Raw genomic sequence first — 20,959 nt, 5'->3', positions numbered from 1 at the left:
TATATCTGTTAAGAAACGCGCTGTCAATGCGGAATCCGCTATGATATATTCAGGATATATCAGGAGATCGCCTTTGATATCCATGGAAGCAACCATGACATCCGAGCCGGCGGCGGCGAGGGCCTATCGCGTGCTCGAGCACATGATCGTCACGCTGGAACTGGCGCCGGCGAGTTTCGTCACCGAGGGAACGCTCATCGATAAGCTGGCGCTCGGCCGCACGCCGGTGCGCGAGGCGATCCAGCGGCTGGCCTGGGAAGGGCTGCTCGATGTCAGGCCACGCGCCGGCATCGCGATCGCGCCGCTGCATCCCGGCGACTGGCTGCGCGTGCTCGACGCTCGCCGCGGTGTCGAGGTGGTGCTTGCCCGCTCGGCCGCACGCTTCGTCACCCGCGAGGCCGCCGACCTGTTTCACGAGGCGGCCCTCGCCATGCAGAAGGCGGTCATCTCGGGCAATGTGCTTGCCTTCATCCAGGCCGACAAGGCGCTCGACGAGGCCCTGGCGCTGGCCGCCGACAATCCGTTCGCCGCCCGGCTGGCCGCCCCCTTGCAGACCCACAGCCGTCGCTTCTGGTTCCGCTACAAGGCGGACACGGGTCTCGCCGAGTCCGCCGAGCATCACGTCGCGCTGATCCGCTCGATCCTCGACGGCGATGAAGAGGGGGCCGCCAAGGACGCCAAGCGGCTGATGGCGCTGCTGCGCGGCCATGCAGAGACGGCCGCAACGCGGTAGGCCAAACGAAAAAGGCGCGACCAACGCCGCGCGTTTTTCAAAAATCTCTGTCGGACTCAATTCATCGTCGGGACGAATTTCGCTCCGTCCCTGATGCCGGCCCGCGCGCCCGCAGCCGAAGGCGAGGACGCGCAAGCAAGAAACCGTCCGGTCAGTTCATCGTCGGGATGACGAACTCGGCACCGTCCTTGATGCCGGACGGCCAGCGCGAGGTCACCGTCTTGGTCTTGGTGTAGAAGCGGAAGGCATCGGGACCATGCTGGTTGAGGTCGCCGAAGGACGACGCCTTCCAGCCGCCGAACGTGTAATAGGCGATCGGCACCGGGATCGGCACGTTGACGCCGACCATGCCGACCTGGACACGGCTTGCGAAGTCGCGCGCGGCATCGCCGTCGCGGGTGAAGATGGCGACGCCATTGCCCATCTCGTGGTCGTTGGCGAGCTTGATCGCGCTCTCGTAGGTCGGTGCGCGCACCACCGAGAGCACCGGCCCGAAGATCTCTTCCTTGTAGATGCGCATATCCGCCGTCACATTGTCGAACAGGCAGCCGCCCATATAGTAGCCGTCCTCATAGCCCTGCATCTTGAAGCCGCGGCCGTCGACGACGAGCTTTGCGCCTTCCTTCACGCCGGCGTCGACATAGCCCTTGACCCGCTCCAGCGCCTGCGCCGTCACCAGCGGGCCGAAATCGGCGGCCGAGTCGGTCGACGGGCCGACCTTCAGGCTCTCGACGCGCGGGATCAGCTTTTCCATCAGCCGGTTGGCGGTGTCGTTTCCGACCGGGACGGCCACCGAGATCGCCATGCAACGCTCGCCGGCCGAGCCGTAACCGGCGCCGATCAGCGCGTCGACAGTCTGGTCCATGTCGGCGTCGGGCATGATGATCATGTGGTTCTTGGCGCCGCCGAAGCACTGCACGCGTTTGCCCGCGGCCGTGCCGCGCGAATAGATGTAATGGGCGATCGGCGTCGAGCCGACAAAGCCGACAGCCTTGATGTCGGGATCGTCGAGGATGGCGTCGACCACTTCCTTGTCGCCGTTGACGACGTTGAGGATGCCTGCCGGTAGGCCAGCTTCGAGGAACAATTCGGCGATGCGGATCGGCACGCCCGGGTCACGTTCCGACGGCTTCAGGATGAAGGCATTGCCGCAGGCGATCGCCGGCGCGATCTTCCACAGCGGGATCATCGCCGGGAAATTGAACGGCGTGATCCCGGCGACGACGCCGAGCGGCTGGCGCATCGAATAGACGTCGATGCCAGGGCCGGCGCCATCGGTGAATTCGCCCTTCATCATGTGCGGCGCGCCGATGCAAACCTCGACCACTTCGAGGCCGCGCTGGATATCGCCCTTGGCGTCGGCGATCGTTTTGCCGTGCTCGCGCGCCAGGATGTCGGCCAGTTCGTCATAGTCGCGGGCGACCAGTTCGAGGAACTTCATCAGCACGCGCACGCGGCGCTGCGGGTTGGTGGCGGCCCACTTGGGCTGCGCCGCCTTGGCGTTCTCGACCGCCGCGCGCAGTTCCGCCTGCGAGGCCAGCGCCACCGTGCCGCGCACGGAACCGTCCATAGGCTGCATGACGTCCTGCTTGCGGCCGCTGGTGCCGGCGACACGCTTGCCGCCGATGAAATGACCGTATTCGATCATGATATCTCTCCCTGGTTTTGTGATGCTGCATTGTCCGCCTTTGTAGTGGCGAAGGCAACGTGAGGGAGAACGCAACCGTTGTGCGAAAATTATATATCGATTGACCGGCGAGCATCAATTCTCGCAAATGGCCCGTTACAAGATATCTCCGGGGATTCCATGAATTGGGATGACGTCCGCATCTTCCTCGCCGTCGCGCGTGCCGGCCAGATCCTGGGCGCCGCCAAGCGGCTGGAACTCAACCACGCCACGGTCTCGCGCCGCATCGCAGTGCTCGAAGACGCATTGCGCACAAAACTCTTCCGCCGCCTGACCACCGGCAGCGAACTGACGCCGGCAGGCGAGCGCTTCCTCGACATCGCCGAGCGCATGGAGGGTGACATGATCGCCGCTCGTTCAACCATATCGGGCGAGGGCGATGACGTCTCGGGAACGGTGCGCATCGGTGCGCCGGACGGTTTTGGCGTCGCCTTCCTCGCCAAACGGCTCGGCGAACTGACAGCACTCCACCGCGAGCTCACCATCCAGCTCGTGCCGGTGCCGCGTTCGTTCTCCCTCTCCCGGCGCGAGGCCGACATCGCCATCACGGTCGAGCGGCCGACGGAGGGCCGGCTGGTGGCGGGAAAGTTGGTCGACTATTCGCTCGGTCTGTTTGCATCGCGTGGCTATGCGGATGCCAATGGTCTGCCCAAGACCGCCGTTGAACTCTCCCAGCATACCCTGATCGGCTATGTGCCGGATCTGATCGTCAGCCCTTCGCTCGACTATGCCGCCGAGTTCAGCCCCGACTGGCGCACCAGTTTCGCCATCTCCTCGGCACTCGGCCAGGCCGAAGCCGTGCGCTCCGGCGCCGGCATCGGCATCCTGCACACTTTCGTCGCCCGCTCGATGCCGGAACTTGTGGCCGTCGAGGTGGTGGCGCCTATCCGCCGCGCCTACTGGCTGGTCTATCACGAATCGGTGAGGCCGCTGCGCCGCGTCCAGATCGTCGCCAGCTTCATCACCAAGGCGGTTGAACGGGAAAGAAGCCTCTTTCTGTAAGGGCGCGGTCAGGGACCATCGAGAACGAAAGAGCTGGCCACCCGTTCGGCTTCACCTCCAAGTGGAGCCCATTTCTGCTTCATTTGCTCGACACTGTCGCCAGTGAGCCCGCAGGTCACCAGGCCGTAATGCGTACCGCGCAGCGAAAGCACGACCTTGGCGTGGCCAGGGGAACCAGCGTTGCCGTCGTCGATCCGGAAATCCATGTCGGCCATGCGTGCCGGGTAGCCATCCGGGAACCGTATCAACTTATCGCTGCTGAAAACGGCCGAGGTAAAGGCGGCTCCGACCATCTCCTGCCAGGCCTCCACGGACCAGTCCGTTTCGATGAATGCCTTGGGATCGGCCGGTGAACCGGACGCCTGCGGGTCGTAGCGGCCGACCGATACCCTGCAGGTAAGGCCCTGGTCGCCGGACTTGACCTTCAGCCGCATCGTCTCGCCGGAAGGTGGCTCGATGGTCCATCCCTCCGGAAAGGTCAGGGAGAACCCGTTGTCCTGGTCGTGGACGGTCTTGTCGGTGGCATGAGCCGCCGAGGCGCAGAACAAAAGCGCGGCAGCCAGGGGCGGAAAGCCGATATGCATCACCGATCCTCGCAAATTAGCATGGCGAGATTTGCGCCCTGATGAAGCCAGGTGTGCCGCCGCGACGATAACACGGCAAGGTGACATACGCCGCCTTTTCCTTGCCACAAAACTTGCAACTGTGGCATCAGGCATGCGGTCGTCGGCCACAAGGCAGGGCCACCGGGTGGGGACAATCGTTCAGAAAGCTGGCGCGGAAAAAATGCGAGCCGTTCTTGCCATCCTGCCGCTGGTTTTCGTTTCGGCCTGCGCCAACCCATGGACCAAGGTGCCGGAAGCCGAATTGCCCAAGCCGATCCGCTCCGCCATGGCGCGCCCTTCGCCCTTCGTCATCGGCAATTACTGTGGTCCCGGCACCCGCACCGGCGATCTGTCGGCCCGGCCGGTCGACCGCCTGGACGCGGTGTGCCGGACCCATGACGCCTGCTACATTGCCCGCCGCAATCATTGCGACTGCGATGGCGCTCTTGTCGCCTCCGCCAGGGCAATCCGAGATGACAAGACAGCACCTCGGAAAATGCGCAACGAGGCGGAACTGCTGATCGCCACTTTCGCTATCCCCGTCTGCAAGGTTTTTCCGCAAGGCTTCATGCCGCCGCGAGATCCGGCGCAGTTGAGCGCCATGAAGGCCGGAGCCAACGGGTGAACCGCCGCGCATCCATCATCCCTGCCCTCATCGGGCTGGCGTTCATTGTCCTTGCCGGTTGCACCGGCGCGGGTCGCGATGCCTGCGATCTCCTGCCGGGGCAAGAAGCCTGGGCGCGGCCCTCTCTGTCGGCCAACACGCCCGGCCTGCAGGTCGCGGCGTCGCAGTTTTTCGGCGCTGCCGGCGCCAGCGACTACGAAAGACGCTTCCTGGCGCTGCTCGCTCACAACCAGCTCGGCGCCTTGGATCGCGCCAACGGCACCGGCCCGTTCGGGCGTAACCGGCGCGATGTGCAGAACAGCGACTTCCAGGCGACCTACTCGAGGCTGCAGCAACTCGCGGGACCGGTCGGCAGGACGCATCTGCCGCCGGGCAATGGCGGCAGCGGCGAGGGTCGTTTCGATGGACGCTGGCGGGTGTCGCGGCAGACGCTCTATATCGATGCGGCAGCGCGGCCATCGGCCCCCAAGGCGTTCGATTTCTCCGGCCTGCAGGCACGCAGCACGGAGATCATCGTGCGCCAGGCGGGCGAACAGCCGGCCGACATCGAGGCCACCTGCGACGGTCCCCTGGCGATCCGCGCCGCCGGCACCTCACGCAGCATCGCCGCCGGCGCGGCGTTCCGCTTTCGCCTTTCGGGCGAGGATGACGCGCTCAGCCTATTTCCCAGCGATGGCCTGAACCGCTGCACGGCAACAATCCGTTCCAGCCTTGCCCCGAACGGCGCGCCGCTCACCATCCAGCGCGAAGAGACCGCCGATCCGGCACTCGCCAGCTTCGACAGCCGCTACCAGCGCTGTCCGGTCCCCGACAGCGCCGGCCTCGACGCACTCGAGCGCGCCTTCTATGCCAGCCGCTGGCTATCGCAGACCTGCGCCCTGCCGATCGGCGATCCCAGGCTGCTGCGCAAGTCGCGCGACGGCTTCAACGCCAAGGTCGAGGCGCTGATGGGCGCGCCACTGTCGGACGCGGCAATAGACAAGGGCGATCCGGAACTGCCGCTCGATTTCTCGCACGCGCCAAGGCTGAAGCTGATCTATCTGTCCTCGCTGGAATTCAAGGCGGACTTTTCGGGCCGCATCATCGAACGGCTGATCCGCCATCATGCGGCCCTTGGTACGAAGGTGCGCATCATGGTCACCGATGTGCTGGAACGCGACAAGGACGATGCCATGCTGCACCGGCTGGCGGCTGAGTTCCCTAATGTCCAGCTACAGGAATACCGCTGGCGCGCTGATCACGGCGCGCCGATCGATGAGCAGATTTCCCAATTGCACAAGGTCCTTCACATCAAGATGCTGGCGACGCTGGCGCAGGACCCTGCGCGCTCGCGCGTCATTATCGGCGGCCGCAACATTCATGACGGCTTCCTGTTCCATCAGCCGATCGACCTGTCGCGCGAACCGGACCTCGAGCAATACGGCAAGACCGACGGCTTTTCGCTGAATTATTATTCGAACTGGAGCGACTTCGACATCGAGTTCGCCGACAACGCGACGGTCGAGACGCTCGCCGCGCACCTGTCGACCCTGTGGCTGCGCGACGCCGACACCAATCTGGCGCGTCCCTTCTCCATTCCGGTCCACGGCGATGGCCGGCCCCGAGGCAATGCCCGACATTTCATTTCAGTGCCCTATGAGGACGACCATGCGCTGGAGGCCTATTTCGTCGAGCTGGTCGACGCCTCCCGGCACCATATCCAGATCGTCAACCCCTATCTCAATCTGACACCGAGCCTCGCCCTGGCCTTTGACCGGGCGCTCGCCCGCGGCGTCAAAATCGACATTGTTGGCCGCATCGACCTCAAGGGCGATATTGGCGGCAAGTTCCTCACCGCGCTCAACAAGCTGTTCGTCGAGAAATATGGCGACCGCATCAACATCCGCGAGTTCAAGGCGCCTGACGTGGTGCTGCATTCCAAGATCATGATGATCGACGAAAGGCTGGTCGCCATCTCCTCGGTCAACCTCAACAACCGCAGTTTCATCCACGACTCGGAGAACGGCATGATGGTGCTCGATCCTGCTTTCTACGTCAGGATGAAGCCGATCTATGACGACTATCTCGCCCACTCGAACCCGGTTCCCACCAACGTGACGATCCCGTGGGCCTATAGGCTGCTTTTCGACGAGACCTGGGTCAGGCAGGCGTTCTGAACATGCATCGAGGATGCACCCGCTATTTCAGGTAGCGTTCCTGCGCCAAAGCACGGGCATCGATATCGGGCACACGGTTCGACATGATGTCGGCCAGCACCTTGGCCGAACCGCAGGCCATGGTCCAGCCGAGCGTGCCATGGCCGGTGTTGAGATAGAGATTGGAAAGCTCGGTGCGGCCGATCAGCGGCGGCCCGTCCGGCGTCATCGGCCGCAGCCCGCACCAGAACGTCGCCTCGCGCATGGCGCCGGCGCCCGCAAAGAGATCACCGACCGAGTGTTCGAGCGTACGCCGTCGCGATTCATGCAGCCTCAGGTCGAAGCCAGAAATCTCCGCCGTACCGCCGACGCGGATGCGGTCGCCCAGCCGGGTGATCGCCACCTTGTAGGTTTCGTCCATGACGGTCGACACCGGCGCCAGGGCGGCATCCTTGATCGGCACGGTGATCGAATAGCCCTTGACCGGATAGACCGGGATCGACCGTTTCATCCGGCGCATGAAACCCGCCGAGTAGCTGCCCAGCGCCATCACATAGGCGTCGGAGACCTTGAAGCCCCTGCTGGTGCTGAGGTTGGCGATGCGGTTACGGCTGCGGATGACGCGGTATATCGTCGTGTCGTATTCGAATTTGACGCCGCGCTCCACGCAGAGCGCGGCCAGCTTGTCGGTGAACATCTTGCAGTCACCGGTCTCGTCATGCGGCAGCCGCAGCCCGCCGACGAATTTCTCGCGCACGCCGGCCAGCGCCGGCTCCGCCGCGATGCAGCCGTCCGGGTCGAGGACTTCGTAGGGCACGCCATATTTCTTCAACACCTCGACGTCGCCACCGGTGCCGTCAAGCTGCTTTTGCGTGCGAAACAGCTGCAGCGTGCCTTGGGTCCGCTCGTGATAGCTGATGCCGGTCGCCTCGCGCAGCGCCTTCATCGTGTCGCGGCTGTATTCGGCCAGCGGCACCATGCGTGACTTGTTGATCGCATAACGCTCGGCCGTGCAGTTGCGCAGCATTTTGACCAGCCAGGTCCACATATGCGGATCGAAGGCCGGCCGCACCACCAACGGACCATGCTTCATCAACAGCCATTTGATTGCCTTCAGCGGAATGCCGGGCCCGGCCCAGGGCGAGGCATAGCCGGGCGAAATCTCGCCAGCATTGGCGAAGCTGGTTTCCAGCGCCGGGCCTTTCTGGCGGTCGAGCACCGTCACTTCGTGGCCGGCCTCGGCAAGATAATAGGCCGTCGTCACCCCGATGACGCCACCGCCCAGCACCATGATCTTCATCGTTCACTCCTTGCCGCGCCGGGCGGCCCCAAGGACGCCCGCGGCCGCGACCGCATTTCTCGATTTGCGCATGATCCCAAGTGAAAATCGATGCCGATTTTCGAGAACCATGTGCTGCTGCCCATTCACGCCGCCGAAGGATCGGGGTCGTCGTCTTCTGTCTGCCGCATTCCAGCCGTCACGCCAAGAGGCCGCCAATCGGCCGCGGCGCTGTGGACGAGAGTGAGCCCCTGCGGTCGCCGCCCGTCGACCCGGTCTTTCCGCGTGACCGCGCGCCGGGCAGCCTCCGGTTGGTAAAGTACGGCCTCGATCAGGATCGACTCTCGCCGGCCATCGGCGTGCTCTATAGAAGCCGTCTGGCCCCGAGCCATGCCAAGCATGCCGAGACCACGCCTGGTCGCCACCGACAGGCTGGAGCCGACCGGCCCGCGCGCCTCGAGTGTGTCGCGATTAATTGGCCTCATATCCGGCCGCTTTGAAGAAGTTTCTGCATTCGGCTGGCTCGAACAGGTGGCAGATATCGCCGAGGGCCTGGCAGAGTGTATCGAAGGTCCTGGCCGCCTTCTTTCGCAGCCGCGCCTTGAGTTTTGAGTAAGCCATCTCGATCGGATTGAGATCGGGCGAGTATGGCGGCAGGAACAGCAGCCAGGCGCCCCTTTGGCGAACCAGTTGTGCGGCGCGCTCGTTCTTGTGGAAGCCGACATTGTCGAGGATGACGACATCGCCGGGCGACAGTTGGGGAGCGAGCTGCGTTTCGACATAGCGTTCGAAGATGGCAGCATTCATCGGCGCGTTGACGATCCATGGCGCGACAAGACCGTGGCATCGCAGTCCGGCGATGAAGGTCTGCGTCTGCCATTTGCCGAATGGCGCGTGCGTCATGAAGCGCTGGCCCTTCGGCGCCCAGCCGGTGCGCTTGGTCAGCTTGGTGTTGGTCGACGTCTCATCGATGAAGATGAGGCGCGCCAAGGCCTTGTTGAAGAAGCGCTTTCGTCGCCCGATCCACAGTTCACGCGCCTTGCGCACGTCGGCCTGTTGCTGCTCGCTGGCCTGCAGAGTTTTTTTTATGACTGAGCCCCAGGCGATGGAGCAGGCGCCCGACATTGGAGCGATGCACGCTCACCCCGCGTACCTCCAGTTCGACGCAAAGCTCATCCAGCGTCAGTTCGCCGCTCTCGGCCAATCGCAAGCGGACAAACTCGACATGCGGCTCGAGCTTGCCGCCGCCCACATGACCTTGCCGTCGCGCTTCAAGCGAACCGGTCTGCCGGCGCAGGTTGATCAGATTGTTCACAAACCGAGGCGAAACACGGAAATGGCGCGCAGCCTCGCGGTGACCGTGTCCCTCATCGACATACGCAACAACACGCCGACGCAACTCAAGCGGTAGCGGCTTGCCCATCGCGGTCTCCTTTCAACCGCAATGAATCACGAACTCAAATCAACGGGAATCCTGAATCCCTTAAATCGCGACACGCTTTCGTTATGCACCAGGGTACGCGTCTCGGCCTGACCGGCATCAATGCTGAACACCACCCTGCTGTTCAGCGTAACGATATCGGGGCCGACCGTATCGATCGAGACCACATCGGCGCTTGAAAGCTTGTGTTCCAGCATGCCCACGATCGGATCGGCGAAGGCCCGCCTGCGCTCCAGCATGACTTCGAGGACAGCGCGGTCCTTTGTTGTCAGGCAGCAATTTGGGTTCGTTATCACCGCCTCCACGATCAGCGCCGCCGCGGTTCGGCGGCTGGCGTGTCGACGGCTTCGACGGTAACCGACAGTTCACGGCCGTCACGACTGCTCCAGCACACCGCCTGCCCGATCGCCGCTCCGATGAGCGCCGTTCCCATCGGCGTCAGCACCGAAATCCTGTTTTCGGCAATGTCGGCTTCGCCGGGATAGACCAGCGTGATGCGCTGGGTATCGCCGCCTTCGGCGCGGACCATCACGATCGAACCCATACGCACCACGTCGGCCGGCATCGCCGCAGCGTCCGTGACGGTAGCCCGGTCCATTTCCGAAAGCAGTTCTTCGGCCGTCTCGGGGGCACGGTCTAGCAAGGCTCTCGCCAGGCCGGTCAACCTGTCATGGTCGGTGTCGCTGATCAGAATCCGGCTGCTTGGACGCAGTCCCGTTGCATGTTGCATGGCAAACCTCATGGATCGGCGCATCGAACGAATGCGCGCTTGCCGCCGCACTGGCGGCGTTACGAAGAGCCGGCAGCGGCGAAAGGCTGGACGGCCTAATGGAGACTGGATGTATGGATGCCCCGATACGAACGGACGCCGACAGGCGGCCGCGCCGGGGCTACGATCCCGCGATCGGGCAGACCCTGAACAAGGTTCTGATATAAGCGAGGTTGCTCATGCCCCGAACCTTGCCGACAGGCGCCCGCTTGTCAAGCGCGGCCAAACCGCTCAACCGCCGACATAGTGCCGGTGAAAGCGCGGGCCGAGACTGGCCAGGATTTCATAGCCGATGGTGCCAGCATGGCCGGCGGCATCGTCGACGCTTTGCGAGGGACCCAGCAACTCGACGAGATCACCTTCGCGCAGCCTGCCGGGCGGCAGGGCGGACACGTCGAGAATGATCGAATCCATCGACACGCGCCCGAGGAAAGGCAGGCGCACGCCCTCGAACCAGGCCGCCGAAGCGGAGCGGCGCAGCCAACCATCCGCGTAGCCGAACGAGATCGTCGCCAGGCTCAGCGGACCGTCTGCATGATAGGTGTGGCCATAGCCGATGCCCGTGCCCTTCTCGACATGACGGGTCTGCGCCACCTTGGCCTGCAACCGTACGACAGGCAGCATCGGATTGGGCTCGCCGGGCGTCGGGTTGATGCCGTAGAGCGCGGCGCCGGGACGAGCGAGGTCGTGGTGATAGGACGGCCCGAGAAAGATGCCGGAGGAATTGGCGAGCGAAGCGGGCACCGGGGGCAGCATGGCGCGTAGCCGCTCGAAAGCCAGCCGCTGTTGTTCGTTGGCAGGATGGCGCGGCTCGTCGGCGCAGGCGAGATGGCTCATCAAATATCTGACATCGATGCCATCGAACGCGCTGGCATCCCCGGCGACGGTCTCGACTTCGGCAGGCGCCATGCCGAGCCGCGACATGCCGCTGTCGACCTGGATGGCGGCCGGCAGCCGACGGCCGGCGGCATGCGCCGCCGCGCGCCAGGCATGTAGTTGCGCGCCACTGTTGACGACCGCGCAGAGATCAGCTGCCACCGCTTCCGACTCGGAGCCCGGCGGCAGCCCGTTCAGCACGTAGATGTCTGCTCCGCTCCCGATCGCCTTGCGCAGCGCGATGCCTTCGGCCAGCAGCGCGACGAAGAAGATGCCGCAGCCTTCCCGGGTCAAGGCCGATGCCACTTGGGCAGCACCGAGACCGTAGCCATTGGCCTTGACCACGCCGGCGCAGCGCACGCCGGCCAGCCGCGCCTTCAGCCGCCGGTAGTTCTCGCGGATCGCGCCCAAATCGATGGTCAGGATTGCGCCAGCCGCCGCTTCGCCGACCGGCCAATCGGCGACAGTGTCCGCGGCAGCCCGGTTGACGGTGTCGTTCATGGCGACCCTCGTTGCATCAGCCATCAATAAGACCACCGCATGGGTGCGGCAACCTCGACGAGAGTTTTCGCGACTATCGCGCCAGATGGCTGAACGCCGCCACCACCTCTTCATAGACCTTGCGCTTGAACGGCACGATCAGGTCGGGCAGGTCCCGCATCGGCCGCCACGACCATTCGTCGAATTCGGCGGTGTGGCCGCCGGGAGGCGGATTGATCTGGATCTCGCTGACATCGCCGTGGAAGCGGAAGGCGAACCACTTCTGTGTCTGGCCGCGATATCTGCCCTTGAGGGCAATGCCGACGAGATCGTCCGGTAGATCATAGTTGATCCAATGCGGCGCCTCGGCGAGCAGCGAGACGCTGCGCATGCCGGTCTCCTCATAGAGCTCGCGCTCGGCCGCCGGCAGCGGCTCTTCGCCCTTGTCGATGCCGCCTTGCGGCATCTGCCAGAGCTGCGTCGTACCGGCGAATTCGCTGTCGGGTTCGGCGATGCGATGCCCGATCCAGACCAGGCCCTCGCCATTGAGGATCATCAGCCCGACACAGGGACGATAAGGCAGCGTTTCGCGATCAATCTTTTTGGCCATGGCGATTTCCAGCCGTTTTGAGAATTCGTTCTGGTGAGGCAGGTGGCGAGCGGTTTCGAGAACCGGAGCGGAGCGTACTTAAAGTACGTGAGCAGCGTGTGACCCCGAAAATCGAAACCGATTTTCGGAAAGGATCATACGCAAATCAAAAAAGCTACAGCGTCCTTTGCGCATCCAAAGGATGCGCGGCGCTGTAGTAGCGCAGAAAACGTCGCCAGATGCCCACCGGAGTAGAATTATCAAGACGGCTGTTAGCCTTTCTGCGGATCGATGGCCACCGCCGAAATCGGCACGATCTCGATGCCGCGCTTCTTGGCCTCGGCAATCCAGGACGAGACGGTGTCGACTGTCAGATCAAAGGCCGAGCCGATGCCGACGGCTGTGCCCTTGGCGCGCGCGGTGGCTTCGAGACTGTCGAGTTTCTTGAGGATGGCGCCGCGATCCTGCACCGCGTCGATCGCCGTGTCGCCGGCGACGAAGGGCACGCCGTCCTTGAGCGCCATGTCCGGTGCCAGGCTGCGCGCCGACGAACCGTCGTCGACATAGGCGAGCCCCCTTTTGCCGAGCTCGGCCATGAACGGTCCCATCGCCCCGGCGTCGGCGGAAAAGCGCGCGCCCATATAGTTCATGACGCCGGTGTAGTTCGTCGTCCTCGACAGCGCCCAATGCAAGCTTTTCAGGTTCTCGTCCGCGCTCGCCGCCACCGTCAGCGTGTTGCGGCCGGGGTTGACGTTGGGATAATCGAACGGTTCGAGCGGCACTTGCATGACGATCTCGTGGCCGCTCTGCCTGGCGGCCTGCATCCAGCGGCCAATGCTGTTGCCTTGCGGCGCGAAGGCCAGCGTCACTTCCGCCGGCAGCTTGGCAATCGCGGCTTGCGTGCCGGTCTGCGAGACGGCGAGCCCGCCGATGACGATCGCCACCCGCGCCCCGCGCGCGCCGGACCAGGGCCGCGCATAGACATCGAACGGCCGCCTGCCATCGGCCGCGCGCATCGGCAACGGCCCGGTGTCGCTGGCTTCGATCAACGCCTTGTCGGGAAGATGCGCGATCTTCAGGTTCTGCCCGATGCTCGAAGGGTCGCGAATGACGATTGCCGCCTGCGGAGGACCATCGCCCTCTTCCTTCTGCACATGGATGATCTGCGGACCACCGGCCTTGGTTGGCGTTTCGACCTTTGGCGCCGCGACAGGGGCCAAGGCGGATGGCGCGGCGGCGAGCTTGGCCGCCGCCGTCACCTTCGGCGTCGAAACGGCGACTTCTTGTGGCTTGCGAAACGGCTTTTCCCGGAGCGCTATCGCGGCTGAAACACCAACCACGGCCAGCACGACGACGCTCGCCGCTACAATGCGCGCACTGACCTTGCCAGCGGCGCGCGGCGCCCGGACGGTCTGTCCAAGCGGGCGTTCGATGTCCTTGCCGATATCAGCCAAGCCCTGTCCCCGGAGCGCATGCTTTCGAAGGCAAACCCTTCGGCGACATGCGCGAATTCATCAATCCTGGCGCACTGCGGCACCGTATCTGGAGGCCGCGCCTTGCCTCCCCGAATCAAACTGCCGGAACCTTTCGGTCCCGGCAGCATCGCATTGCTTCGTTCAACCGGCCAGACGGTTGCCGGCTTACTGGTTGAGCACAGCTTTTTCCGGATTGGGCGGGAAGGCCGGATCGGTCTTCTGGCCGCGCAGCAGCTGCTCTGCGTAGATCAGCTGCAGGTCGTCCTTCGGATCCGGCGGCACATAGGCTGCCGAGCCCGAGCCGGTGGAGCTCTCGTCGGCGCCCTTGATGTGGCCCTTGAGATCGGATTCGCCGCGCGTCAAATCCCTGCCCTGCAATTCAGGCGGCAGCGGCTGGTCGACCTTGATGTCGGGCGTGATGCCCTTGCCCTGGATCGACTTGCCCGACGGCGTGTAATAGAGCGCGGTCGTCAGCCGGAGCGCGCCATTCTCGCCGAGCGGAATGATGGTCTGCACCGAACCCTTGCCGAAGGACTGCGTGCCGACCACCGTGACGCGGCGCAGATCCTGCAGCGCGCCGGCGACGATTTCGGAAGCGCTGGCCGAGCCGCCATTGACGAGTACGATCATCGGCTTGCCGTTGATGTCGTCGGTCTGCTTAGGCTTGGCGTCGAAACGTGTGACGTCCTTCGGATCGCGTCCGCGCGTCGAGACGATCTCGCCACGCTTCAGGAACGCATCGGACACGCTCACCGCCTGGTCGAGCAGACCGCCCGGATTGAGGCGCAGATCGAGCACATAGCCCTTCAGCTTGTCGTCCGGCACCTGCTTCTTGATGGCGTCGATGGCGTTCTCGAGATCGTCATAGGTCTTTTCGGTGAAGGAGGTGATCTTCATGTAGCCGATGTCGTTCTCGACCCGGAACTTGACCGCCTTGACCTTGATGATGTCGCGCACCACCGTCAGCTCGATCGGCTTGTCGGCGCCCTGGCGCAGGATGGTCAGCTTGATCGGCGTGTTGACCAGGCCGCGCATCTTGTCGACCGCGTCGTTGAGCGTCAGGCCGCGAACCTCTTGGCCATCGATCTTGGCGATATAGTCGCCGGCCAGCACACCGGCCTTGGCGGCGGGCGTGTCGTCGATCGGCGTGATCACCTTGACCAGGTCGTTCTCCATGGTGACCTCGATGCCGAGGCCGCCGAACTCACCCTTGGTCTGCACGCGCATGTCCTGCGCCTGTTCGGCATTCATGTAGGAGGAATGCGGATCCAGCGACGAAAGCATGCCGTTGATGGCGTTCTCGACCAGCGACTTGTCGTCGGGCGGGGTGACATATTGTGCCCGCACCCGCTCGAAGATGTCGCCGAATATCGCCAGCTGCTTGTAGGTTTCCGATCCTGCAGCGTTCGCCGACGAGCCAGGAGCGCCATAGACAAGGCTCATGGCGGATGCGCCCATCAGCGCACCGGCAAACAGAAGCGACAGTTTCCGCATCATTTCACGTCCTTCCAGAAAAACGGTCCGCCCACCATGGGGCCGGATCGACGGGTTTTCCATCCTTGCGGAACTCGACATAGAGTTCCGGCGTGGCATTTGCATTCTTCGAAACCGAGGTGCTTGCCACCCGGGCCTCTCCCATCGCGCCGACCGGCTCTCCTGCGAGCACCGACTGGCCGGTCACGACGCTGATTCTGCTCATCCCCGCCAGAACGACATGATAGCCGTCCCCGGCATTGAGGATCAAGAGTTGACCATAGGAGCGAAACGGCCCCGCATAAAGCACATTCCCATCCGCCGGCGCGGTGACGATGGCTCCCGATTGTGTCGCAAGCATGTCTCCGAGCATCACCGCGCCGTTACCGTCATCGGCGCCAAACCGGCGCTTGATGCGGCCGGTGACCGGCAGCGCGATCTGCCCCTGGAGCGCCGAAAAAGGCGCCGCCGAGGCGAGTTGGTTGCCTTCGGGGACCGGCAACGATGCCGTCTTGTCGTCGCCCGCACTGCCGGCGGCGGCTGCCTTGGCGGCATCCGCGGCCTTGCGGCTCTTGTCGGCCTGCGCCTCGAGCGAGGCGATCAGGTCCTTCAGGCTGGAAGCCTTGGCCGCCAATTGCTCGGAACGCTGCCGTTCGGCCGTCATCTGCGCCTGCGTATCGGCCTCGAGCTTCTGCTTGGCCTCCAGCAGCATGCCGAGCCGCTTCTTCTCGGCCGTCTGGTCGCCGACCGCCTCCGTCAGCCGCGCCCGCTCGGCCTCGATCGAGGCCGTCACCCGGGTCTGTTCCTTGAGGTCGGCCAGCAGGCTATCGGTCTGCTGGCGCAATTCCGGCACCACGGCGCCGAGCAGGATGGCGCTGCGCACCGAAGACAGTGCGTCCTCCGGCTTGACCAGGATGGCCGGCGGCGGATTGAGACCCATGCGCTGCAGCGCGCCCAGCACTTCGGCCAGCACGTCACGCCGCGCCATGAGCGAGGCGCGGATCTTCTGCTGCTGGCCCTTCAGCCCTTCCAGCTTGGCGCCGATATCCTCGATGTCCTGGCCGAGCTTCTGCTCGGTCATCGCCGACTGGATCAACGCTGCGGTGATCGAGGCGTGGTCCTTCTTGACCGCGGCGATATCGGCGGCGAGCTTGGCCAGCCGTTCCGAGGACAGCGTGATTTCCTTGGAAACCTGTTCGTACTCGGCGCGGCTCTGGTCCGGATCGGGCGCCATATCGAGCGTGTTCTCCGCCCGCGCCGCATGGAACGACAAAAGCATCGCCGCCGCGGCGATGCCGCAGCGCGCGCGACCGAAGCGCCCGGTTGATGAGCCCGTTGATGAGCCCGGTGTCGATTTCCAGCCTTCAGACATTCGCGATCTATACTATCCGCGGCTTCGTTAACGAATCATCAACCATGTTTGACGAGCTCGCCCCCGGATGCGTGCCGCCCAAAAGTGGTCCCGGTTCTTTGGAAACGACATGCACAGAAACCAAAGATCTTCGATCTTGCGCGGCATTGGGGCGGAAATCCGGGCGGCAAGGCGCGAATCACAGTCGGCGGCAACTGTAGCGGCAGGCTCACGAGCGATGATAGGGATGGCCGGACAGGATCGTCGCCACCCGGTAGAGCTGCTCCCCAACCATCACCCGCACCAGCTGATGCGGCCAGGTCAGGGCACCGAACGACAGCACCAGATCAGCCTGGTCGCGCAGCGACGGGTCGTGGCCGTCGGCGCCGCCTATGGCCAGCACCAGCGCCTTGCGCCCGCCGTCGCGCAACTGTCCGATGCGATTGGCGAAATCCGGCGAGGAAAGGCTCTTGCCGCGCTCGTCGAGCAGGACGAGGGCCGTGCCCGGCTGCAACTGCGCCTGCAGCCTGGAGGCTTCGTCGCGTTGGCGCTCGGCGGCGCTCTGCGACCGGCCCTCGGCAATCTCGCTGACCCCGGCGAATTCAAGCCCGACCGCTGGCCCGCTCTTGGCGAAGCGCTCGAAATAGCGGTCGGCCAACTCCCGCTCGGGGCCGGTTTTCATTCGGCCCACGGCATGAACTGAAATCTTCATCCCGCCTCTATAAGCCGTTAGTGCATGTCACCCAACGGTGAAATCCGGGTTTGGGCAACGACACCGGGCAGCTTAGTGAAGGGTCTCTTCCTCGAGATCCGGCGCCTGCCACATCTTTTCAAGATTGTAGAATTCGCGGACTTCGGGGCGGAAGACATGGACGATGATATCGCCCGAATCGATCAGGACCCAGTCGGCGCCGGACAGCCCCTCGACGCGCGCGGTGCCGAGGCCGGCATCCTTGAGCGCCTTGAGGAGATGGTCGGCGACAGCCGAGACATGACGGTGCGATCGGCCCGACGCGACGACCATGTAGTCGCCGAGGCTCGATTTCCCCTGAATGTCGATTGAGACAATATTTTCGGCCTTGGAGTCTTCCAGACTGGCAAGGACTGTCTTGATGGCGCGGGACACGGCGTCGTCTACGCTGATCCTGGCCGGCGAAGGCATGATATCGGCCTTCTTCCGCAGTGCTGTTCTCAGTGTATTTCCTTTCGCAGCAAGAACAACCAAATCACCCCAAAAGCGGGCGACACCACTTAAATAGGCAGAGTTCCCTGACAGTTTCAAGACGCCGCCTAGACTCATGCGAACTCGCCGGCTACCCGGTTGTTCCATCGGGGAGCAAAAAGATCGGAACCCAGGCGTCGCGCAGCGGTTATCGGCTGACCGACCAGAAAGCAATTCCAGGATAAGTGCGAAGCGGTTTCCCCGACAAAAGCGCGCAGCGCGCTTCCTTAGGAATTGGTTGAAACAACAGGGAACCCAGCCATGCCGATCGACCCGCAAAACACCCTTCTCACCGTCCAGGCTGGTCTCGCGCAGCTCAGCACGCTGATCGTCTCCTATTCCTTCTCGGCCATCGGCGCTGTCATCCTCCTGGTGGTCGGCTACATCGTCGCCGGCCTCGCAGAGCGCTCGATCTTTGCCGGTCTTGGCCACATCCATGGCTTCGATGCGACGCTGCGGCATTTCTTTTCCAAGATCGTGCGCTACGCCATCCTGATCCTGGTCGTCATCATGGTGCTCGGCCAGTTCGGCGTGCAGACCGCCTCGATCATCGCCGCGATCGGCGCCATCGGCCTTGCAATAGGCCTGGCGCTGCAAGGCACGCTGCAGAACATCGCCGCCGGCATCATGCTCCTGGCGCTGCGGCCGTTCCGCATCGGCGAGTCCGTCGAGGTCGGCGCGATATCGGGCTTGGTCGAGGAAATCGGCCTCTTCGCCACCAAGCTCAGGACCGCCGACGGCGTCTACATCCTGGCGCCCAATTCGACGTTGTGGAACCAGCCCGTGCGCAATTTTTCGCGCAATGGCGTGCGTCGCGCCGACATCGGCGTGAGCATCGGCTCGTGGAACGACATCGACCGAGCCCAGAAGACATTGCTTGCCATTGCGGGTGCCGAGAAGCGCATCCGCCGCGAACCGGCGCCGATCGCCTTCGTGGCCGGTCTCGGCGACACCACCGTTTCGCTCACCTTGCGCTATTGGACCTCGGCGGCCGACTACTTCTCGACGAACATCGACATGACCAAACGCGCCAAGCAGGCTTTCGACAGCGAGGGCATCTCCATCCCGCTGCCGCCGCCGGAAGCCCCGGCGCCCGAGGCTCGCAAGCAGTAGGCGGTTGCGGGAATCAGCCTTTCAGTCCTTGGTCCGAACCGTCTGCTCATCCGGTGCATAGGCAAGTTCCACCGGCAGCGGTGCCTGCGCCGTCATCGGCGCGAAGCTGCCGGTCTCGGCGGCAGGCACGGCCTGCGTGGTGAACACGCGCAACAGCGCGAACAGGCAGAACGCACAGGCGATGACGACGGCCACGTAGATGAAGGCCTGCGTCCCGAAGACGGCTGACAGCGCCGTCACGATGCCCGGAACAACAAACCCGGCCAACGACCAGGCAAACAACAGCGAACTGGACAGCGCCACCATGTCCTCCTTGCCGGCGCGGTCGGCGGCGTGCGCGCTGGACAGCGAATAGATCGATTCCGAGGCGCCGTCCCACAAGACGTAGATCACCAGCAGCGCCGGCAGCGCGCCGCCGTCGAAACCGAGCGCGAACATGCCGGACGCCGCGGCAAGCGCGGACGCTCCGATCAGCACGTAACGACGGTCGGTGCGGTCGGAAATCCAGCCGAAGGGAAGCTGCAGGATCAGCGTGCCGAGCGGCATCACCGAAAGCAGCAGCGCCACATCGGCCTGACTGTAACCCTTGGCCGTCGCATGGATCGGCGCGAAACCCGCAATTGACATGGACAGCCCGCCGACCGCCAGCATGCCGGCGACGCCGACCGGCGAAATCCGCCAGGCCCGGCCCAGCGCCACCGAGGCCGCCTGCGGAGCGGGTGGCTGCGCCAGCCGCGTCATGCCGACGGGCAGGATCGACAGAGCGGTGAAGGCGATGCCGATCAGCGGCGCGTCTGCCGTTTTAATATCGACCAGCGCCAGCGTCGCATAGCCGACACCCAGCCCCGCGACGTAGGCGACATAGAAGAAGGCCATCACCCTGCCGCGTATGGCATTGGCGACCGCATCGTTCAGCCAGCTCTGCGCGACGATGAACAGGCCGCATATGGCAAAGCCGTAAAGGGCACGGGCGGCGATCCACAAGACCGGATACGGCCCGGCGCCGACGGCGGCATTGGCGAGCGCGATCAGCGCCGACAGCACCATGAAGGCGCGGGCATGGCCGACCCTGCGCACCAGCGGTCCGGTCAGGATGCAGCCGGCGAGGCCGCCGGCCGACAGGCCGGTTATGATCAGCCCGGCCCAGGTCGGGTCGAAACCCTCGACGCCGAGCCGAACCGGGATGTAGGCGAACATCAGCCCATTGCCGATGGCGATCAGCGCCATCGACACGATGACGCTGGCGATCGCGATCAGCGGTGTCGGCGCGCTGCCATGCTCCGGCTCGATCGTGGTGCGGTTCTTCTCCAGCATCCGCGCAGCATCGCCTACCCCCGGGCGAAAGACCGCCGCAAAAGCGACATCGCCGGACGGGTGCCAAAGCGGGCTTCACATGACCAGGATTTCGCCCAGCGGCGAGGTCGGGTCGGCCCGGGCGGCCCGCAAGTCCGGAAAGCATGAACCGCCGGCAGGCCGGGATCGGTCACGACCTGGCCATCCTGCGGATCGCGCTCGACGACAGCGACGAGCGCGGGCCGTGGATGAAGGTCCAGGCTGGCGCCTTCATGCGCGCCAGCAGCGGCGCGTCGCCTTCATCGATGCGGGCATAGTCGAAGGTCTTGGCAACGACGGACGACAGGAACGACAGCGTCGCGCCCGGCCGGTCGATGACCGCGATCGGAAAGGTCAGCACGATTTCGCGCCAGCGCTGCCAGCGATGGAAATCGCGCAAACTGTCCGCGCCCATGATCCAGACGAAGTCGACGCCGGGATTGCGCGCCTTGACCAGCGCCAGCGTGTCGGCGGTATAGCGCACGTGATGCGCCGCTTCGAAGGCGGTGACCTTGATTTTCGGGTTCTTGGCGATCCGCTCCGACAGTTGCAACCGCTCGGCCAGCGGCGCCAGTTCCCTGGTGCTCTTGAGCGGATTGCCCGGTGTCACCATCCACCACAGCTGGTCGAGCGCCAGGCGCCTCAGCGCAATCTCGGCGACCAGCGCATGACCGGCATGCGGCGGGTTGAACGAGCCGCCGAACAGGCCGACGGCGAGACCCTTTTCGGCATGCGGCATCTTCAGGTAACGGGAGGGTAGCGCCGGTTCGGA

22 protein-coding genes are annotated in these 20,959 nt (G+C 64.3%); 5 read left to right on the top strand and 17 right to left on the bottom strand.

Annotation, left to right across the window (positions count from 1 at the left end; translation table 11 throughout):
• Positions 1 to 40: 40 nt before the first annotated feature.
• Positions 41 to 733, top strand: a complete 693-nt coding sequence (locus tag EB233_RS06135; RefSeq protein ID WP_064991173.1) for a GntR family transcriptional regulator — start codon at positions 41 to 43, stop codon at positions 731 to 733.
• 151 nt (positions 734 to 884) lie between these two features.
• Here EB233_RS06135 and EB233_RS06130 read toward each other — a convergent pair whose 3' ends face one another.
• A complete protein-coding gene (locus EB233_RS06130; RefSeq protein WP_064991172.1) occupies positions 885 to 2,381 on the bottom strand; it encodes a CoA-acylating methylmalonate-semialdehyde dehydrogenase in 1,497 nt (498 codons plus the stop codon).
• A gap of 159 nt (positions 2,382 to 2,540) precedes the next feature.
• Here EB233_RS06130 and EB233_RS06125 point away from each other — a divergent pair, with 159 nt between their 5' ends.
• Positions 2,541 to 3,422 carry a LysR family transcriptional regulator gene (locus EB233_RS06125; RefSeq protein WP_064991171.1) on the top strand — a complete coding sequence of 294 codons (882 nt, stop codon included), beginning with the start codon at positions 2,541 to 2,543 and terminating at the stop codon, positions 3,420 to 3,422.
• Between the two features lie 8 nt (positions 3,423 to 3,430).
• On the opposite strand, the gene EB233_RS06120 is transcribed toward EB233_RS06125, so the two are convergent.
• Positions 3,431 to 4,141 (bottom strand): hypothetical protein, encoded by a 711-nt coding sequence (locus tag EB233_RS06120; RefSeq protein WP_244277763.1) that lies wholly within the window; start codon positions 4,139 to 4,141, stop codon positions 3,431 to 3,433.
• Positions 4,142 to 4,208: 67 nt separating this feature from the next.
• On the opposite strand from EB233_RS06120, the gene EB233_RS06115 reads away from it, so the two are divergent.
• Together EB233_RS06115 and EB233_RS06110 are read left to right on the top strand one after the other, a co-directional pair.
• Positions 4,209 to 4,652 (top strand): phospholipase A2 family protein, encoded by a 444-nt coding sequence (locus EB233_RS06115; protein WP_064991169.1) that lies wholly within the window; start codon positions 4,209 to 4,211, stop codon positions 4,650 to 4,652.
• Positions 4,649 to 6,808, top strand: a complete 2,160-nt coding sequence (locus EB233_RS06110; RefSeq protein ID WP_064991168.1) for a phospholipase D-like domain-containing protein — start codon at positions 4,649 to 4,651, stop codon at positions 6,806 to 6,808. Before EB233_RS06115 ends, EB233_RS06110 begins: the two co-directional genes overlap by 4 nt.
• A 22-nt stretch (positions 6,809 to 6,830) precedes the next feature.
• Here EB233_RS06110 and EB233_RS06105 read toward each other — a convergent pair whose 3' ends face one another.
• The 13 genes from EB233_RS06105 to rsfS form a co-directional block, all read right to left on the bottom strand.
• On the bottom strand, positions 6,831 to 8,087 hold the full coding sequence (locus EB233_RS06105; RefSeq protein WP_064991167.1) for a D-amino acid dehydrogenase: 1,257 nt from the start codon (positions 8,085 to 8,087) through the stop codon (positions 6,831 to 6,833).
• A 125-nt stretch (positions 8,088 to 8,212) separates the two neighbouring features.
• On the bottom strand, positions 8,213 to 8,551 hold the full coding sequence (locus tag EB233_RS06100; protein WP_244277762.1) for a GreA/GreB family elongation factor: 339 nt from the start codon (positions 8,549 to 8,551) through the stop codon (positions 8,213 to 8,215).
• On the bottom strand, positions 8,538 to 9,113 hold the full coding sequence (locus EB233_RS31745) for an IS630 family transposase (protein ID WP_244277761.1): 576 nt from the start codon (positions 9,111 to 9,113) through the stop codon (positions 8,538 to 8,540). The genes EB233_RS06100 and EB233_RS31745 overlap by 14 nt, the downstream gene beginning before the upstream one ends.
• Positions 9,097 to 9,489 carry an IS630 transposase-related protein gene (locus EB233_RS31740; RefSeq protein WP_155765420.1) on the bottom strand — a complete coding sequence of 131 codons (393 nt, stop codon included), beginning with the start codon at positions 9,487 to 9,489 and terminating at the stop codon, positions 9,097 to 9,099. The genes EB233_RS31745 and EB233_RS31740 overlap by 17 nt, the downstream gene beginning before the upstream one ends.
• Positions 9,490 to 9,515: 26 nt before the next feature.
• The gene (locus EB233_RS06090; protein WP_244277760.1) at positions 9,516 to 9,812 is read right to left on the bottom strand and encodes a GreA/GreB family elongation factor; all 297 of its coding nucleotides are present in this window, start codon (positions 9,810 to 9,812) and stop codon (positions 9,516 to 9,518) included.
• Positions 9,813 to 9,814: 2 nt separating this feature from the next.
• Entirely contained in the window at positions 9,815 to 10,237 is a 423-nt protein-coding gene (gene rnk, locus EB233_RS06085; RefSeq protein ID WP_064991260.1) for a nucleoside diphosphate kinase regulator, read from the bottom strand.
• Between the two features lie 270 nt (positions 10,238 to 10,507).
• A complete protein-coding gene (gene alr / locus EB233_RS06080) occupies positions 10,508 to 11,653 on the bottom strand; it encodes an alanine racemase (protein WP_064991164.1) in 1,146 nt (381 codons plus the stop codon).
• Between the two features lie 73 nt (positions 11,654 to 11,726).
• Positions 11,727 to 12,242 (bottom strand): RNA pyrophosphohydrolase, encoded by a 516-nt coding sequence (locus EB233_RS06075; protein ID WP_064991163.1) that lies wholly within the window; start codon positions 12,240 to 12,242, stop codon positions 11,727 to 11,729.
• 251 nt (positions 12,243 to 12,493) lie between these two features.
• The gene (locus tag EB233_RS06070; RefSeq protein ID WP_064991162.1) at positions 12,494 to 13,675 is read right to left on the bottom strand and encodes a divergent polysaccharide deacetylase family protein; all 1,182 of its coding nucleotides are present in this window, start codon (positions 13,673 to 13,675) and stop codon (positions 12,494 to 12,496) included.
• 186 nt (positions 13,676 to 13,861) lie between these two features.
• Positions 13,862 to 15,193: a S41 family peptidase gene (locus EB233_RS06065; RefSeq protein WP_064991161.1), complete on the bottom strand. Its 1,332-nt coding sequence runs from the start codon at positions 15,191 to 15,193 to the stop codon at positions 13,862 to 13,864.
• Position 15,194: 1 nt separating this feature from the next.
• The gene (locus EB233_RS06060) at positions 15,195 to 16,541 is read right to left on the bottom strand and encodes a murein hydrolase activator EnvC family protein (RefSeq protein ID WP_064991160.1); all 1,347 of its coding nucleotides are present in this window, start codon (positions 16,539 to 16,541) and stop codon (positions 15,195 to 15,197) included.
• A gap of 208 nt (positions 16,542 to 16,749) precedes the next feature.
• Complete coding sequence (rlmH, locus tag EB233_RS06055) at positions 16,750 to 17,232, bottom strand: 23S rRNA (pseudouridine(1915)-N(3))-methyltransferase RlmH (protein WP_064991159.1); 483 nt, start codon at positions 17,230 to 17,232, stop codon at positions 16,750 to 16,752.
• A 72-nt stretch (positions 17,233 to 17,304) separates the two neighbouring features.
• On the bottom strand, positions 17,305 to 17,682 hold the full coding sequence (rsfS, locus tag EB233_RS06050) for a ribosome silencing factor (RefSeq protein WP_023777607.1): 378 nt from the start codon (positions 17,680 to 17,682) through the stop codon (positions 17,305 to 17,307).
• Between the two features lie 321 nt (positions 17,683 to 18,003).
• Between rsfS and EB233_RS06045 the strand changes: the two genes are divergently transcribed.
• Complete coding sequence (locus EB233_RS06045; protein WP_064991158.1) at positions 18,004 to 18,855, top strand: mechanosensitive ion channel family protein; 852 nt, start codon at positions 18,004 to 18,006, stop codon at positions 18,853 to 18,855.
• Between the two features lie 21 nt (positions 18,856 to 18,876).
• On the opposite strand, the gene EB233_RS06040 is transcribed toward EB233_RS06045, so the two are convergent.
• Both EB233_RS06040 and EB233_RS06035 read right to left on the bottom strand, forming a co-directional pair.
• Positions 18,877 to 20,169 carry an MFS transporter gene (locus EB233_RS06040; RefSeq protein ID WP_027053040.1) on the bottom strand — a complete coding sequence of 431 codons (1,293 nt, stop codon included), beginning with the start codon at positions 20,167 to 20,169 and terminating at the stop codon, positions 18,877 to 18,879.
• 169 nt (positions 20,170 to 20,338) lie between these two features.
• The gene (locus EB233_RS06035; RefSeq protein ID WP_027053041.1) at positions 20,339 to 20,926 is read right to left on the bottom strand and encodes a nicotinate-nucleotide adenylyltransferase; all 588 of its coding nucleotides are present in this window, start codon (positions 20,924 to 20,926) and stop codon (positions 20,339 to 20,341) included.
• Positions 20,927 to 20,959: the final 33 nt, after the last annotated feature.

The organism is Mesorhizobium erdmanii, assembly GCF_013170725.1.
Taxonomy (GTDB): domain Bacteria; phylum Pseudomonadota; class Alphaproteobacteria; order Rhizobiales; family Rhizobiaceae; genus Mesorhizobium; species Mesorhizobium erdmanii.
The sequence above is the reverse complement of the archived record's forward strand: the minus strand, read 5'-3'. Positions and strand labels throughout refer to the sequence as shown.

What these genes read in the sequence shown, in the direction of transcription:
- EB233_RS06135 (WP_064991173.1), top strand. Translation starts at nt 41, where the DNA reads ATGATATATTCAGGATATATCAGGAGATCGCCTTTGATATCCATGGAA.
- EB233_RS06130 (WP_064991172.1), bottom strand. Translation starts at nt 2,381, where the DNA reads ATGATCGAATACGGTCATTTCATCGGCGGCAAGCGTGTCGCCGGCACC.
- EB233_RS06125 (WP_064991171.1), top strand. Translation starts at nt 2,541, where the DNA reads ATGAATTGGGATGACGTCCGCATCTTCCTCGCCGTCGCGCGTGCCGGC.
- EB233_RS06120 (WP_244277763.1), bottom strand. Translation starts at nt 4,141, where the DNA reads ATGCCTGATGCCACAGTTGCAAGTTTTGTGGCAAGGAAAAGGCGGCGT.
- EB233_RS06115 (WP_064991169.1), top strand. Translation starts at nt 4,209, where the DNA reads ATGCGAGCCGTTCTTGCCATCCTGCCGCTGGTTTTCGTTTCGGCCTGC.
- EB233_RS06105 (WP_064991167.1), bottom strand. Translation starts at nt 8,087, where the DNA reads ATGAAGATCATGGTGCTGGGCGGTGGCGTCATCGGGGTGACGACGGCC.
- EB233_RS06100 (WP_244277762.1), bottom strand. Translation starts at nt 8,551, where the DNA reads ATGAGGCCAATTAATCGCGACACACTCGAGGCGCGCGGGCCGGTCGGC.
- EB233_RS31740 (WP_155765420.1), bottom strand. Translation starts at nt 9,489, where the DNA reads ATGGGCAAGCCGCTACCGCTTGAGTTGCGTCGGCGTGTTGTTGCGTAT.
- rnk (WP_064991260.1), bottom strand. Translation starts at nt 10,237, where the DNA reads ATGCAACATGCAACGGGACTGCGTCCAAGCAGCCGGATTCTGATCAGC.
- alr (WP_064991164.1), bottom strand. Translation starts at nt 11,653, where the DNA reads ATGAACGACACCGTCAACCGGGCTGCCGCGGACACTGTCGCCGATTGG.
- EB233_RS06075 (WP_064991163.1), bottom strand. Translation starts at nt 12,242, where the DNA reads ATGGCCAAAAAGATTGATCGCGAAACGCTGCCTTATCGTCCCTGTGTC.
- EB233_RS06065 (WP_064991161.1), bottom strand. Translation starts at nt 15,193, where the DNA reads ATGATGCGGAAACTGTCGCTTCTGTTTGCCGGTGCGCTGATGGGCGCA.
- EB233_RS06060 (WP_064991160.1), bottom strand. Translation starts at nt 16,541, where the DNA reads ATGTCTGAAGGCTGGAAATCGACACCGGGCTCATCAACGGGCTCATCA.
- rlmH (WP_064991159.1), bottom strand. Translation starts at nt 17,232, where the DNA reads ATGAAGATTTCAGTTCATGCCGTGGGCCGAATGAAAACCGGCCCCGAG.
- rsfS (WP_023777607.1), bottom strand. Translation starts at nt 17,682, where the DNA reads ATGCCTTCGCCGGCCAGGATCAGCGTAGACGACGCCGTGTCCCGCGCC.
- EB233_RS06045 (WP_064991158.1), top strand. Translation starts at nt 18,004, where the DNA reads ATGCCGATCGACCCGCAAAACACCCTTCTCACCGTCCAGGCTGGTCTC.
- EB233_RS06040 (WP_027053040.1), bottom strand. Translation starts at nt 20,169, where the DNA reads ATGCTGGAGAAGAACCGCACCACGATCGAGCCGGAGCATGGCAGCGCG.
- EB233_RS06035 (WP_027053041.1), bottom strand. Translation starts at nt 20,926, where the DNA reads ATGCCGCATGCCGAAAAGGGTCTCGCCGTCGGCCTGTTCGGCGGCTCG.